The organism is Moorena sp. SIO3E8 (genome assembly GCF_010692445.1).
Taxonomy (GTDB): domain Bacteria; phylum Cyanobacteriota; class Cyanobacteriia; order Cyanobacteriales; family Coleofasciculaceae; genus Moorena; species Moorena bouillonii.
This window is the reverse complement of the sequence record NZ_JAAHHM010000047.1, coordinates 36,611-51,462: the sequence shown is the minus strand read 5'-3', so window position 1 is coordinate 51,462 and position 14,852 is coordinate 36,611. Positions and strand designations below refer to the sequence as shown.

Genomic DNA, 14,852 nt, shown 5'->3' with positions numbered 1-14,852 from the left:
TCCGGTTCTGAAGACGAGTCGGTGGGGCGACTCACCGGCTTAGTTTAATCAACCACCAGGTTTTCACCTGGTGCTATACAGGTCATTCCTGCTGATAAGTAGGTTTGCACAGGTTAAATGTTGCACTACTGGTAATGACCGTTGGGAAAAGTCCGTGCAGGATATAGGTGGTGAGCTATTGGTGGTTAGCCAGTTTACCCTTTACGGAGATTGTCGCAAAGGACGTCGCCCTTCCTTTAGTCAGTCCGCTGCTCCAGAATACGCTAGGGCATTATATCAACTATTTGTGGATAAGTTACGGATGAGTGGGTTGCGGGTAGAAACTGGTGAGTTTGGTGCTATGATGGAGGTTTGTATAGAGAATGATGGTCCTGTGACACTGTTGTTGGAGAAAGAGGCATTAGTGCGCTAAGGGAACAGGGAACAGGGAACAGGGAACAGGGAGTGTGGGAAGTTTGGGGAGATGGGGAGATGGGGAGATGGGAAACATTTTTATAGCGTTTATCATACTGACGAGGTACAGTAAATTTTCGTCTTACACCGACTCCCGATTCCCGACTCAAGACAAGTCAATGGAATAATAAGCGGAATTCAGCTTGGGCAAGTTGTTCGATGAATCCAAGGTCAGTAATGCGTTCGCTTTTAGCGTGGCCTACGGCCAATCGCGTAGCGTGGCCGAAAGGCCATCGCATCCAGCATTAGCTCTGGGATAGTCCCAAACCCCTATTTTCAACTCTGTTCGATTTGACCTTGGTATTTTTTGCGTTCGCGTAGCGGCTCTTTCAGAGCATCGCATTACTTCAGCCTCTTTTGCTTTCAGTTCAGGTCATGGTTACCAGGAACTAGAACAATTTCCATAAAATTCAAAAATTGTGTACTTAACCTATTTTATAAATCCTAGAGATTGCTTTCAGTAATTTGAGGATTAATCTCTCCATAGTATTATATTTTTATCTACAATTTTATACATTGAATACCATGACATAAATGAGAGCAGTTGTCTCTTTGTGTTTAGATGGTTGTTAGTGTTAGTGTAGTATGAAAAGATAGAAATGAGTGAAGCAATAGCTGACTATGACAATCCTTGGAAAGAAGCATTACAAGCGTATTTTGAGTCATTTTTACAGTTTTGTTTTCCCGAAGTTCACACTCTGATTGATTGGAACCAGACACCCCAAGCCCTTGATACAGAGCTACAGCAGATAGTTGGTGCGGCTGAGTCAGGAAAACGGATCGCTGATAAATTATTCCAGGTGTGGCTCTGTGGTGGAAATGAAACTTGGGTCTTGATTCATGTAGAGGTACAAAGCCAAAAAGAATCAACCTTTGCCAAACGAATGTACCAATATCATTACAGGGCATTTGACCTCTACGAAAAACCTGTGATTAGCTTAGCGGTATTGGGGGATGAGAATGCTTCTTGGTCTCCATCATCCTATGAATATGGCTTGGGAGGTTGTCGGCTGAGTCTAGAATTTCCGATTATTAAATTACTCAACTATGAGTCAATGTGGCAGGTGTTGGAATCGAGTACCAATCCCTGTCTTGATGCAGTCGCTCATGGGGGAAACCCCCAAGACCGCGCTGCATCGCTTTGCAGTAGTGGTGATGGCTCATTTAAAAACGAAAGCCACCCATAAACAACCGATGGAGCGCAAGCGATGGAAGTGGTACCTGGTTCGGAGACTTTTTGAACAAGGTTATAGTAAAAACGATATAGTGAAGCTATTCCAGTGTATTGACCAGATGATGGCTTTACCGGAACAGTTAGAACAGGAGCTGAATCAAGAACTCGAACGTTATCAGGAGGAAAGACAGATGCCTTTAATTAGTCGAGTGGAAGAAAGGGCAATGAAGAGGGGTGTGGAACAAGGACTTCAACAAGGACTTCAAGAATATCGGCAAGGTTTACAAGGGACAGTAGTTAAAATTTTACAAAATCACTTTGAATCGGTATCAGCGGAATTGGTGGCAGCGATTAATAGCATAGAGGATATCTCTGGGTTGAAACAGTTGATTGATCACTCTCTTGAGAGTAACTCCCTTGAGGAATTTGAGCAGCTATTGGCACAACATAACTCCCGACTCCCGACTCCCTACAAGTCAATGGAATAATAATCCAAACTACCAAGTCCTGGACCCTGAGTCCACCGTGAATCAGGTTTCCAAGCACCATTGGCTTCTTCCCGGCGGCGAGTCCGGACAGTGAGCTGATTACCTTCAAATGTCAGTAGATTATATTGCCAGGGATAAGCGGATCGTAGTTCAAAGGTCGGTGCGCTAAAGGTGCCAGCACAAATTCCATCGAGTTTGCGCCCACCTGGGATTTTGTCGTAACTGAAAACGCTGGCTTGGGCTTTGTGGATGTGCCCGTGGAGGAACAAGCGAAATTCAGCAACAGCGAGTCGTTCCATGAATCCTTGGTCGGTAATCCTATCGCTTCCAACACTATTGAGGGGATGGTGCCAAACCGCTATTTTCAGCCAGTTGCGGTAGTCTTTATTACGGCGAATCTCGCTCAAAGCCTTGCTCAGAGCACCTGAGTGAATGCTAGCACGGTCTTTGAAGTGGTGATCCAGTTGCCAAGCCGAGTTTAGTCCTAGGATCAGCACGTTTTGGTTTGGGAAATAGTCGATAATCCCTTGCTCGTCATAGTCGAGGGGATAGGGTTCAGTTTTGATAGCTTGATAGAATTGGCTGAAGTGGGCAAACCGTTGTTGGTATTTGGCTTCGTCTCGGACTTCAATCACCTCTTCACTGACTTTGATGTAGTGACCCTCTTTTAGTTCACCGTGGTATTTTTTGCGATACTGTAACTCATAAGCCTCCTCTGCTAGTTCCCAGTTGAGGTCATGGTTACCGGGAACTAGGACAATTTGCTTCGGGTCTAGGGGGAAGTCTTGGCGGAGGTTGTCGATAAACTGTTGTGCAGCCTGGTATTCGTCTGGAGTAGACTTATTGGCGATATCACCGGAGAGGATAAGAGCATCAAGCTTAGGGATTTCAAGGTCTTGCTTGAGGTCTTGGGCGAGTTGGTTTGAGCAAAGGGTAGCTTGGTCAGGGGTGGTGATGTGGAGGTCCGAGAGGTGGAGGATGTATATGGTTTGAGTGGTAATAAATTTGGGAGGATCGGGTTTGGGAATTGGTTTGGGACGATAGGTTGGGTTGTAGACTTGGTAGCGCTCTTGAATGGCTGTAATAGCTTTTATGGTTTCCTGAACAGTATCTTTATCATTAGTTGCTGCCAATTCTTCGTTGTTCAGCAGATTAATTAGTTTAGGAATAGTGGCTTCTGTCCCGATTTTTCCCAGAGCAGATGCCGCACTATAACGCACAGAAGAGTCGTCATCATCCAGCCATTTAATTAAGGGGTCGATGGTGGCTTCTGTCCCGATTTTTCCCAGAGCAGATGCCGCACTACTACGCACATCATAGATATCATCATCCAGGCATTTAATTAAGGGGTCTATCGCCACTTCTGTCCCGATTTTTCCCAGAGCTTCTGCTGCACTACTACGCACATCATAGATATCATCATCCAGACATTTAATTAAGGGGTCTATCGCCACTTCTGTCCCGATTTTTCCCAGAGCAAATGCCGCACTCCTACGCACCCAAGAGTGGTCATCATCCAGCCATTTAATTAATGGGTCAATCGCCACTTCTGTGCCGATATTTCCCAGAGCAGATGCCGCACTCCTACGTACATTATAGTGGTCATCATCCAGCCATTTAATTAAGGGGTTTATAGCGGCTTCTGTCCCGATTTTTCCCAGAGCCAATGCCGCACTCCTACGCACATTATAGTGGTCATCATCCAGCCATTTAATTAAGGGGTTTATAGCGGCTTCTCTCCCGATATTTACCAGAGCCAATGCCGCACTATAACGCACATTATAGTGGTCATCATCCAGCCATTTAATTAAGGGGTTTATAGCGGCTTCTGTCCCGATATTTCCCAGAGCAGATGCCGCACTCCTACGCACCCAAAAGTGGTCATCATCCAGCCATTTAATTAAGGGGTTTATAGCGGCTTCTGTCAGCCATTTAATTAAGGGGTTTATAGCGGCTTCTCTCCCGATATTTCCCAGAGCATATGCCGCATGAAGACGCACATTATAGTGGTCATCATCCAGCCATTTAATTAAGGGGTTTATAGTGGCTTCTGTCCCGATATTTACCAGAGCCAATGCCGCACTACTACGCACATTATAGTGGTCATCATCCAGCCATTTAATTAAGGGGTTTATAGCGGCTTCTGTCCCGATATTTCCCAGAGCAGATGCCGCACTTATACGCATATTATAGTCGTCATCATCCAGCCATTTAATTAAGGGGTTTATAGTGGCTTCTGTCCCGATATTTACCAGAGCCAATGCCGCACTATAACGCACATTATAGTGGTCATCATCCAGCCATTTAATTAAGGGGTTTATAGCGGCTTCTGTCCCGATATTTCCCAGAGCAGATGCCGCACTCCTACGCACATTATAGTGGTCATCATCCAGGCATTTAATTAAGGGGTCTATGGTGGCTTCTATCCCGATTTTACCCAGAGCTTCTGCCGCACTCCTATGGACAGAATGGTGGTCATCATCCAGGCATTGAATTAACGGATCAATCGTGGCTTCTGTACCAATTTTTTCCAGAGCATATACCGCCATAATACCCACAGAAGAGTCGTCATCATCCAAGCATTTAGTTAGCTCAGGTATCGCTCTATCTGATTCAGTTATTCCCAACAGCTCAACCTTAAAAAACTTCGGAACCTTTAACTGAGCCACTAACCCAACAGTCTGCTCCTGAAACTCTGGTTTTACTGCTCCTGCTAACCTGGCTCCCAGTTGCCAATCCACTGCTAACCCTAACCTTACCACCCGCTTTGCTTGCTTTGGATTGTCTACCAATTGCAGCATTAGCACCAGAGTTTCTGTCCATTTCAAATAATTGAGATAGTCCTGTTGTAACTCCTGATCACTAAGACGTGGTAATTGCTTCAATAAATATTCCGCTGTATAGTATTCTTGGATCAGTTGGTGTCGAAACTCAATCAACTCTCCTGATGGTTGAATCAAGTGATGGTTGAGTAAGTCATCAAGCCAAGTCTTGGCGCAAACATTAGGATTAACAACAGCTTTCTTAAGTAGATAGTTAGTTAAAATTTCTTCGGCTTTGGTCTTGGCAATAGCAACGCTTATCTCCTCGGGTTTATCAGGGTTATCCCCTGTTGTCATCACAAACCCTAACTGTTCCAGCAGCTCAGGCCAAAATTTTCTTGATTCATTATCGGAAACCTTAACATCTTGCTTGATTTGCTTAGAATAGAACTGGGTAAATGAGCGAAAGACTAAACCCAGATTTGACGGTATCTCTCCCTTATCCTGAAACAGGGCACACAGCATCATCAATAGTAGGGGAGTTTGCCCAAACTCCCGTAAGCGATCGCCCAATTGGTTAAGCATTTGCTCCCCCTGTTGAGGCAAATACTTTCGGACAAACTCCGACATTTGGTCTGCACTCAAGGGTTGCATTTCCAACTTCTTTTCAATCCCTAAGTCACCACCAACTCCTAAATCCCTAGTGGTGAAAATCATGGGAGTAGTCTTCTGGTATTTCTGCCGAAACTTAGTCAAATCCAGGCGTGCTGCTTCTGACGGTAGCTCGTTTACGCCATCGATCAGTAGCAATAATTGTCGATCAAACAGTAGTTTTTCGATCTCCTTCGAGTCCAGCGGTTGACCAAGATGGCTTTCTAGGAAATGCTTCACTAACTCCAACACGGATGTCTGGTAATATCGCAGTTCCACCAGTACTGGAATTTTGTCTTGTATCCCTTCATCCCCCAACAATCGCACTAAGGCTGTGGATTTACCGGACCCCGGACGTCCTACCAGTAAAACATGCTCCGCAGCATACTTCCGCAATCCTGCCAGCACAGGCAACCGCTCAGTTTCTTCCCGATTCTGGTCTCTTTGTAGCTGCTCGGACTTGATGGTTTGCACCATCAGGTCAAAGTTAAACAGCCCAGGGGTTGCTTGCTGCTCCTTGCGCTTGCGGTCTTCGACATCGGTCAGGGTATAAACGTGCCACCATTGGGCGTACTCTTGACGGATTGATGCTAGATAGGGATCCCAAGTGACCATGTTTAGGGTTGAAGGTTAGTTGGTTGAAGGGAACAGGGAGTAGGGAATCGGAACCCACCCCTAACCCCTCCCAGGAGGGGAACGGGAATCGGGAATCGGGAGTGGGAAAATGCGATCGCTAAATGAACTGTAGAATAATCAACTCTACTCTAGACACAAGAAGCTCGTAAACTCTGCCAGGTCTAGTAGAGAGACCTCCAAACCTGACCTTGATCAGAATTCGAGGGATAGCGCTGGGTTCTCAATTATATTTCAGATATCAAAGCAAAATGCTATAGCAATTCTGATACTCATCAGGTAAACAGGATTTCTTCCCGATTCCCGACTCCCGACTCCCGATTCCCGATTCCCGATTCCCGACTCCCCGATTCCCTACTCCCTACTCCCTACTCCCTACTCCCTGCTCCCTCTAACAACTGCTATACAATAGAACCGAATTGACTGATTCAAGAGGAGACACTAAGCTAATGCGAATGCTACACACAATGCTGCGAGTCGGCAATCTTGAGGAATCGATCAAGTTTTACTGCGATGTCCTAGGCATGAAGCTGCTCCGTCAGAAGGACTATCCAGGGGGAAAATTTACCTTAGCATTTGTAGGCTACGGGGATGAATCTGACAACACGGTTATTGAACTAACCTATAACTGGGGGGTTGATCAGTACAACATCGGGGATGCTTTCGGTCATATTGCCCTTGGTGTAGACGATATCTACCAAACCTGCGACCAAATTAAATCTCTTGGTGGTAAGGTAGTGCGGGAGCCAGGACCGATGAAGCATGGTTCAACAGTGATTGCTTTTGTGGAAGACCCGAGTGGATACAAGATTGAACTGATCCAGCGCAAAGATCAGGAGTCTGCCGAGAAACCAGAAGCAACAGCAGTTGCTGGCTAATAACTATAGGGAATCGGGAGTCGGGAATCGGGAGTCGGGAATCGGGAATCGGGAATCGGGAATCGGGAATCGGGGTAAGACTAAAATTTACGGCGTTGCTGAATCTTCTTTTGAATAGGAGTAGAGTGGGCATCCTGCCCGCCCGACAATAAGCATGAAACTGGCAAGATGCCCATTCCACGCCTGATGCCCATTCCACCTCACTATCAAGTAGAGTGGGCATCCTGCCCGCCCGCAAATAACCATGAAACTGGCAAGATGCCAGTTCCACGCCTGATGCCCATTCCACCTCACTATAAAAATGTTTCCCATCTCCCTATCTCCCTATCTCCCTATCTCCCCATCTCCCCATCTCCCCATCTCCCCACACTCTTCCCTGTTCCCTGTTCCCTTTAAAACATGATCCCTCAAGCATCTACAACAAAAGGCTGGGCGAATGCGATCGCAAAACCGGCAACTGAATTTCCGCCTACTGCCCTCCCGGTCATCTCTGGCAAAATCCCAGAAGGGTTGCGAGGTTCTCTGTATAGAAATGGTCCTGCACGGTTACAGCGAGGTGGTGTACCGGTTGGACATTGGTTTGATGGTGATGGAGCAATTTTAGCAGTACATTTTACCCCTGGTGGTGCCACAGGAGTTTATCGCTACGTCCAAACCTCTGGCTATCAAGCAGAAGCAGCTGCTGACAAATTACTGTACCCCAACTATGGCATGACAACACCAGGACCTATCTGGAAACGCTGGAGTAAGCCAGTTAAAAATGCTGCCAATACCTCAGTGCTACCATTACCAGATAAATTGTTAGCCCTATGGGAAGGTGGTCATCCCCATGCCTTAGACCTGCAAACCTTAGAAACCAGAGGCACTGATGACTTATCTGGCCTAGGCAAAGGAGCAAGCTTTTCTGCCCATCCCAAGATTGATCCCAAAACTGGAGAGATTTTCAACTTTGGACTGACTGCTGAACTCAATAGCAGACTCAACATTTACAAAAGCAACTCCACTGGCAAAATTATCCAACAAGGGTCAGTACAGCTAGAGGGTTTGCCCTTCATCCATGATTTTGTTCTGGCAGGGCCGTATCTAGTATTTTTTGTACCCCCAGTGCGAGTGAATTTCCTGAAAGTAGCTCTGGGTTGGTGCAGCTATGGTGATGCTATGGAGTGGCACCCAAATAAGTCAACCCAAATTATTATCGTAGATTGTGACAGCCTTAGTGAAGTCAGTCGCGGTGAAGCTGAACCCTGGTATCAGTGGCACTTCAGCAATGGTTATGTGGAGAAAGATGGCTTGATCGTGATTGATTTTGTCCGTTATGCTGACTTTCAGACCAATCAGTATTTGAAAGAAGTTGCCACTGGTCAAACTAAGACCAAAGCGAAAGGAACCCTGTGGCAAGCCCGAATCAATCCTGACACTGGTCAGGTTGTGCAGTTACAACAGTTGTTGGATAGAAGCTGTGAATTTCCTGTGGTGCCGCAACAGCTAGTAGGACAATTCTCATCTCATACTTATCTATCAGTACATCGCGAAGTGGTCGATATTAGTAAAGAATTATTGGGTGCAATTGGATGTTTTGACCACAAAACTGGCACCTTGATTGTGGCTGATTTAGGGGAAAATCGCTATCTCTCGGAACCCGTTTATGCACCAGATAGCCTTAATCCTGACCAGGGTTGGATATTAACAGTTGTGTATGACGGAAATTCTGATACTAGTGAAGTGATGGTATTTAGTAGAAACACCCTAAATCAAGAACCGATATGTCGTCTGGGATTACCAAAGGTTATCCCCTTCAGCTTTCATGGTCAGTGGAAATCCAGGTAGTAGTCTTTTCAATTTACCTGATAAATTCACCTGAAATTTAGCTATTAATTCCTGCAGTATCTAGCTAAATAATTAACGTTAAATACTTTCAACTTAAACAATCATAAGTCTCTCGCCGTCCGCTTCCTGGAGGACAGCTTTCCGGCTGTACAGCTAGTAATTGATGTTCAAAATAATCAGACTGATATCCCTCTCGAAAACTAGACTCACCTAGGTAAAAATTACTTCCTAAAACCGTAACTAACAGAGTAGACAACAAGATATAGCTTTGAAAAACCATTGTGGTGACCTTGCTCAAAGTTTATACTCATTACTTCACAACTTTTTCAGCAATATCCGCATGATTTTTAAATAAATAATCAAGTAAAAAAAAATATTAAAAATAATAAAACAAGCAAAAAAATACTAGTTTAACTTAATTAAAATCCAATAAAAACGATAAGTTTAGGGATATATAGAAATAGCTTGATGTTTAAAATAGGTGTATTTACGGATATAATTAAAGAGTCAATCAAGGTAAAGCAAGCAGACCAAACTTCTGGTTAATAAAATGTTGATTAGAGAAAAATGCTGCTAACTATCTATAGGTTTTGTCTAGGGGTGTAGTTGACCTTTGGCAGAGGGATCACAAAGAAGAGTAGGTCTAACAAATCTATAATTAGAGGAGATCCCCTGATCGAATCCTTAGCTGTTTAACGTAAGATGACCTCATTTCCCCGCCGCTACCATATCACCACTTTTGGCTGCCAGATGAACAAAGCCGACTCCGAGCGGATGGCTGGAATCCTAGAAGATATCGGCTTCCAGTGGTCAGAAAATCCCAACGAGGCTGACTTAATTCTCTACAACACCTGCACTATTCGAGATAATGCTGAGCAAAAGGTTTATTCCTACCTAGGAAGACAGGCAAAGCGCAAACACCAACAACCAGACCTGACCTTGGTAGTAGCGGGTTGTGTGGCACAACAGGAGGGAGAAGCACTGCTGCGGCGAGTCCCAGAAGTTGATTTAGTCATGGGACCGCAACACGCCAATCGTTTAGGGGATTTGCTAGACCAGGTATTTGATGGCAACCAGCTAGTTGCTACAGAACCAATTCATATTGTTGAAGACATCACTAAACCAAGACGGGACAGCAGCATTAGCGCCTGGGTAAATATAATTTATGGTTGTAACGAACGCTGCACCTACTGTGTAGTCCCCAATGTCCGAGGTTTAGAGCAATCCCGTACTCCAGAAGCGATTCGGGCAGAAATGGAGGAGTTAGGACGGCAAGGCTATAAGGAAGTCACCCTCTTGGGACAAAATATTGATGCTTACGGACGTGACTTACCAGGGGTGACTGAATCGGGGCGGCATCAGCACACCTTGACAGATTTACTGTATTATGTTAGCAATGTACCCGGGATTGAGCGGCTCCGCTTTGCTACCAGTCACCCCCGCTACTTTACAGAACGTCTGATCCGTGCCTGTCACGAGTTGCCGGAAGTGTGCGAACATTTCCACATTCCCTTCCAATCTGGGGATAACGATATTCTCAAAGCTATGGCACGGGGCTATACCCACCAGAAATATCGCCGTATTATTAATACCATTCGAGACTATATGCCCGATGCTTCGATTAGTGCAGATGCGATTGTGGGCTTTCCTGGGGAAACGGAAGCACAATTTGAAAATACCCTAAAACTAGTAGAAGATATTGGCTTTGACCAGCTCAATACCGCTGCCTATTCTCCTCGTCCTGGCACACCAGCCGCATTGTGGGAAAATCAGCTCCCTGAGGAGGTCAAATGCGATCGCCTTCAACGTCTCAACCACCTAGTTGCGATAAAAGCAGCTGAGCGATCGCAACGTTATCTGGGACGGATTGAGGAAGTGCTGGTGGAAGACCAGAATCCCAAAGACAATACTCAAGTCATGGGCAGAACCAAAGGAAATCGTCTGACGTTCTTCACTGGGGATATTAATCACCTCAAAGGTGAGCTAGTTCTAGTTAAAATTACTGAAGCTCGTGCCTTTAGCTTGACTGGTGAGCGAGTAAAGGAATAGGGAATTAGGGAATCGGGAGTCGGGAGTCGGGAGTCGGGAGTCGGGAATCGGGAGTCGGGCGGGGGTAGGTAAACTAGCCTGATCAGGTAGTTTACCTACCCCCTTAAAAATAGAAACTGAAACTATAGCAGTAGAAGTAAAGGTTAAAACATAATTTCTGCTCCGAGATCCGCTGTTTCCTGTTCCCTATTCCCTATTCCCTATTCCCTATTCCCTGTTCCCTTTAAACCAAAAACTATGTCCTAAACTATACTTTCGCTATAGACGTTTCCTAATCTTCCCGCTGGAAGAAGCAAACCACATCCCGTATGTAAAAATCGTTATAGAGGTCGCCAGCAGAGGGGTTTGGTAAATCTACGGCTTCAACCTCCAGCTCATTATCGCCATCCTTGAGTATTCCAGCACCAATGTTAATGATTTGGGTAAACCAGTGATTGGGATTAGCTCCCTCGTAGGAGTAGATCTTCCCTACACTTTTACCATTGATTTTGACCTCTGCATCACTGTCGGTTGCTGTCAATCCTTTAACCATCAACATCAGGATGGCAGCGCCGCCCTTGTAGCGTCCTTCTGTGTTGAAAGTCTTTTTCCAGAGGCTAGCACCACCATCGCCAATTCTGCGATTGATATCTCCCTGGATCACCACAAAGTTACCGGTGACTAGTTTAGTAGACGCAGTTGCTTTCTGTTCCATAGCTTGTTCCCTTTTTGTTTGTAATTATCAACTTATATAAAGTTATAACCTAGTTGTTTGGAATCTTATCAGCTTTGGTGGGTAATGTCCCTTGAGGAATTACTGAATCAATCCCTAGTTATGATATGGGATTATTTCCAAGCGTCCCCACTCAGTTCAGTGTAAGATAACCTTTAAGCAGCGGTGCAACCCCGGCGCGAGGTTTCAACGCCCACGGGAATGCGCACCAAGAGAATTGACAAAAGCGTCAGCAACTTATGAGTGAATTCACCGAAGGGATGGCTATTAGTGTAGCAATGGTTTCTCTACTAGCCACCATGCTAACTGCAATTTTAGGGCGGGGTTTTTTACGATTAGTTCCGATTTTGATGGGGATAGGAGTCGGTGATCTGGTAACTTTACCCTTAGGAATGGTGGATTTTACACCTGTTAGTCAAGCTCCTTGGTTTCAAATTCCAGAATTTACCAGACCCAGTTTTAGTTTACCGGCAATTTTATTTATTGTACCCGTTGCGATCGCTCCTGCCATTGAACATATTGGGGATGTGTTAGCCATTAGTTCTGTGACTGGAAATAATTATCTTCGAGAACCCGGTTTACATCGCACCCTGTTAGGGGATGGGTTATCAACAATATTGGCGGCTTTTGTTGGTGGCCCTCCCAACACCACCTATTCGGAAGTTACAGGGGCAGTTGCCTTAACCAAAACGTTTAATCCAGCGATTATGACCTGGGCAGCTATTATCGCTATTTTACTCTCTTTTTTAGGAAAGTTAGAAGCCCTTTTAAAAACCATTCCTGTGCCAGTCATGGGAGGAATTTTAATTGTTTTATTTGGTACAATTGTGGTAATTGGCATGAATAGTATTGTTCGCTCTAGCGCAGATTTATTACAACCCCGTAATCTTGTGATCGTTGCTGTAATTTTAATGCTAGGGGTAGGGGAAATGAGCGTCAAGGCAGGAGGGTTTGCCTTGGAAGCGATGCAGCGCGGTCTTGGGGAGGCAGTGCGGTCTTGGGGAGGCAGCGCGGTCTTGGGGGTCCCCCCCATGAGCGACTGCCGTGGTTCCCCCCATGAGCAACTGCCGTGGTTTCCCCCACTCGCTATTGCATCAAGACAGGGATTGGACTTTCTAGCATTCTTGGGGTGTTATTAAATGGGCTACTTCCATACAAGGAAGAACATCGTAGCTTGGATTGAGGTCTGTCAGGGGTGACAAGCAGCTCAGGATAATTACCCTTAATAAAAATCTCCCTATCTCCCTATCTCCCTATCTCCCTATCTCCCTATCTCCCTATCTCCCTATCTCCCCATCTCCCCATCTCCCCATCTCCCCACACCTCCCACCCTCTCCTGAATAATTATGGCTATTCAACCAGACTTGATATTACTGGGTCTGGGCTGTGGCCGAGAGAGCCGCACTGTGAGCAAAAAGGCACCTATAAATGACTAGGTGCCTTGAGCAGACCAAAAACTATCAACTATCAACAACTATTGAAGGAATCAGAAACAGTAGTCCATGCTTGTCTCCTCGACTAACTGTTCCCTTACTTAATACATTAAAATAATGAAACAGGTAATGCATTCACGTTTTATGCTAACTTACTTGCCAAGTTGAGAAACAGCAACTGCACAATTACGCTATCACGATTGCTAAAAACTGCAACACTTACTTCGAGGTTGTATATCGGTGTGAACTTACACTATCTGATTGACTGACAAATAGGCGTCGATGTAGGTTGGGATTCATACTTCAACCCAACCACGACAACCGATTGCGTTGGGTGTCCTCTCTCCACCCAACCTACGGGATTTCAAGAGCTTCCAAAACTTTGGTCATTCAACTACATCTAAGTTAACCCACCAAATTTTAATTTGTAACGTATTCTACAGTTTATCCCAAAATGCCGGGAGAGCTGCACTGTTAACAAAAAGGCACCTATAAATGACTAGGTACCTTGAGCAGACCAAAAACTATCAACAACTATTGAAGGAATCGGAAACAGTAGTCCATGCTTGTCTCCTCGACTAACTGTTCCCTTACTTAATACAATAAAAGAATGAAACAGGTAATGCATTCACGTTTTATGCTAACTTACTTTCCAAGTTGAGAAACAGTAAATGCATAATTATACTATGACTATTGCTGAAAACTGCAAAACTTGATTTGAAGTTGTCTATCGGTGTTAACTTTCACTATGGTGGTAAGCATTCAGCTGTCAGCTGTCAGCTATCAGCTGTTGGCGTAGCCTGCGCGTAGCGCATTAGCTAAATGCTTACACTTAACTTAGTTACAAACGGGCTTTCCGTTCTATCTCTAAAATCTGCTTGATTCGCTCACTCTTTTGGCTGGCATAGTGTGAATTTCCAGATGCCTCGATTTTTGCTAAATCAGTTAAAAGATTTAGCTTTAACTCTCTATGTCTAGCATCGTCAGCAGAACCCACAACTTCACCGAAGGCATTATACCAGAAACCTTTGTCAGCATAGATATCTGCCCTATCAACGGGGTTAGTGGCTGCAGCAAGGGCTATTTTTAAATCTGGTGACTTTTGAACGATATCGATATAAGCTTGGGCTATGATAGCACTCGATGGATGATTGGGTTCACACATAATGACCACTTGCCAAAGATATCTCTGTCCCACGGATAAGCCTAGTTCATCCTCTGATAGTGAGTGAGTCATTATTCCTGGTGTTGTTTGCAATTCAATATTTTGTATGGGTTGGGGATGCTCATTTACATCATCTTGATAAAGCTGAAATTTCATTGGCAATGCTTCAGCATCCGGTACAAACCAAGCAAAGGTTGGGTGAGTCGAAACAGTTTTTCCAATATGTTCCTGAGGAGCTAGTGTAGTTAAGTTTGCTTGTCCATTCTTAGAACATCCTCCCCTGGTACCGCTAATAATTGTAGGTTGTTCGGGATGAGATGGCTCAGAAGGTGGTTTATAGTCGGCTAGGGCTACAGTTGTCATCCCTAAAAATAGACTAAACACACCAATAGTCAATCGGTGATTATCTAAGCAATGGTTGAGTAACTGAAATCTTCTCTTCATTAAATTAGCCTCTAATTATGCCAACATCATAAAATTAAAAATTTAAAATTGCCATTAATAAATGATTAACAGCTAACAGCTAACAGCTAACAGCTATCAGCTATCAGCTATCAGCTAACAGCTAACAGCTATCAGCTATCAGCTATCAGCTATCAGCTATCAGCTATCAGCTATCAGCTATCA

Annotated in this window: 15 protein-coding genes; 10 read left to right on the top strand and 5 right to left on the bottom strand. The window is 44.8% G+C overall.

Going from position 1 to position 14,852, the window contains the following annotated elements; all coding sequences use genetic code 11:
- Positions 1-88 precede the first annotated feature (88 nt).
- The gene (gene dtd, locus F6K46_RS20195) at positions 89-412 is read left to right on the top strand and encodes a D-aminoacyl-tRNA deacylase (RefSeq protein WP_293060440.1); all 324 of its coding nucleotides are present in this window, start codon (positions 89-91) and stop codon (positions 410-412) included.
- A 43-nt stretch (positions 413-455) separates the two neighbouring features.
- Positions 456-581 carry a hypothetical protein gene (locus F6K46_RS20190; RefSeq protein WP_293060437.1) on the top strand — a complete coding sequence of 42 codons (126 nt, stop codon included), beginning with the start codon at positions 456-458 and terminating at the stop codon, positions 579-581.
- Positions 582-652: 71 nt separating this feature from the next.
- Here the strand turns inward: F6K46_RS20190 and F6K46_RS20185 are convergent, their stop codons facing one another.
- Positions 653-796 (bottom strand): hypothetical protein, encoded by a 144-nt coding sequence (locus tag F6K46_RS20185; RefSeq protein WP_293060435.1) that lies wholly within the window; start codon positions 794-796, stop codon positions 653-655.
- A gap of 256 nt (positions 797-1,052) precedes the next feature.
- On the opposite strand from F6K46_RS20185, the gene F6K46_RS40195 reads away from it, so the two are divergent.
- Both F6K46_RS40195 and F6K46_RS40190 read left to right on the top strand, forming a co-directional pair.
- A complete protein-coding gene (locus F6K46_RS40195) occupies positions 1,053-1,640 on the top strand; it encodes an Rpn family recombination-promoting nuclease/putative transposase (protein WP_366510733.1) in 588 nt (195 codons plus the stop codon).
- Positions 1,549-2,115 (top strand): hypothetical protein, encoded by a 567-nt coding sequence (locus F6K46_RS40190; protein WP_366510732.1) that lies wholly within the window; start codon positions 1,549-1,551, stop codon positions 2,113-2,115. Before F6K46_RS40195 ends, F6K46_RS40190 begins: the two co-directional genes overlap by 92 nt.
- On the opposite strand, the gene F6K46_RS20175 is transcribed toward F6K46_RS40190, so the two are convergent.
- Positions 2,097-6,143, bottom strand: coding sequence for a HEAT repeat domain-containing protein (locus F6K46_RS20175; protein WP_293060433.1), 4,047 nt, complete (start codon positions 6,141-6,143; stop codon positions 2,097-2,099). The genes F6K46_RS40190 and F6K46_RS20175 overlap by 19 nt on opposite strands.
- A gap of 467 nt (positions 6,144-6,610) precedes the next feature.
- On the opposite strand from F6K46_RS20175, the gene gloA reads away from it, so the two are divergent.
- From gloA to F6K46_RS20155, 4 genes are read left to right on the top strand one after another with little or no spacing between them, the layout of a single operon-like run.
- Entirely contained in the window at positions 6,611-7,039 is a 429-nt protein-coding gene (gloA, locus tag F6K46_RS20170; RefSeq protein WP_293060431.1) for a lactoylglutathione lyase, read from the top strand.
- Positions 7,029-7,157, top strand: coding sequence for a hypothetical protein (locus tag F6K46_RS20165; RefSeq protein WP_293060428.1), 129 nt, complete (start codon positions 7,029-7,031; stop codon positions 7,155-7,157). The genes gloA and F6K46_RS20165 overlap by 11 nt, the downstream gene beginning before the upstream one ends.
- A gap of 50 nt (positions 7,158-7,207) precedes the next feature.
- Entirely contained in the window at positions 7,208-7,435 is a 228-nt protein-coding gene (locus F6K46_RS20160; RefSeq protein WP_293060426.1) for a hypothetical protein, read from the top strand.
- A gap of 3 nt (positions 7,436-7,438) precedes the next feature.
- Positions 7,439-8,866 carry a carotenoid oxygenase family protein gene (locus tag F6K46_RS20155; RefSeq protein ID WP_293060424.1) on the top strand — a complete coding sequence of 476 codons (1,428 nt, stop codon included), beginning with the start codon at positions 7,439-7,441 and terminating at the stop codon, positions 8,864-8,866.
- Between the two features lie 88 nt (positions 8,867-8,954).
- Here the strand turns inward: F6K46_RS20155 and F6K46_RS20150 are convergent, their stop codons facing one another.
- On the bottom strand, positions 8,955-9,164 hold the full coding sequence (locus tag F6K46_RS20150) for a hypothetical protein (RefSeq protein ID WP_293117280.1): 210 nt from the start codon (positions 9,162-9,164) through the stop codon (positions 8,955-8,957).
- A 404-nt stretch (positions 9,165-9,568) separates the two neighbouring features.
- On the opposite strand from F6K46_RS20150, the gene miaB reads away from it, so the two are divergent.
- Positions 9,569-10,915, top strand: coding sequence for a tRNA (N6-isopentenyl adenosine(37)-C2)-methylthiotransferase MiaB (miaB, locus tag F6K46_RS20145; protein WP_293060420.1), 1,347 nt, complete (start codon positions 9,569-9,571; stop codon positions 10,913-10,915).
- Positions 10,916-11,186: 271 nt separating this feature from the next.
- On the opposite strand, the gene F6K46_RS20140 is transcribed toward miaB, so the two are convergent.
- The gene (locus F6K46_RS20140) at positions 11,187-11,609 is read right to left on the bottom strand and encodes a hypothetical protein (protein ID WP_075900761.1); all 423 of its coding nucleotides are present in this window, start codon (positions 11,607-11,609) and stop codon (positions 11,187-11,189) included.
- A 257-nt stretch (positions 11,610-11,866) separates the two neighbouring features.
- Here F6K46_RS20140 and F6K46_RS20135 point away from each other — a divergent pair, with 257 nt between their 5' ends.
- Entirely contained in the window at positions 11,867-12,766 is a 900-nt protein-coding gene (locus tag F6K46_RS20135) for a solute carrier family 23 protein (protein ID WP_293060417.1), read from the top strand.
- Positions 12,767-13,901: 1,135 nt separating this feature from the next.
- On the opposite strand, the gene F6K46_RS20130 is transcribed toward F6K46_RS20135, so the two are convergent.
- Positions 13,902-14,669, bottom strand: a complete 768-nt coding sequence (locus F6K46_RS20130) for a DUF928 domain-containing protein (RefSeq protein WP_293060415.1) — start codon at positions 14,667-14,669, stop codon at positions 13,902-13,904.
- Positions 14,670-14,852: the final 183 nt, after the last annotated feature.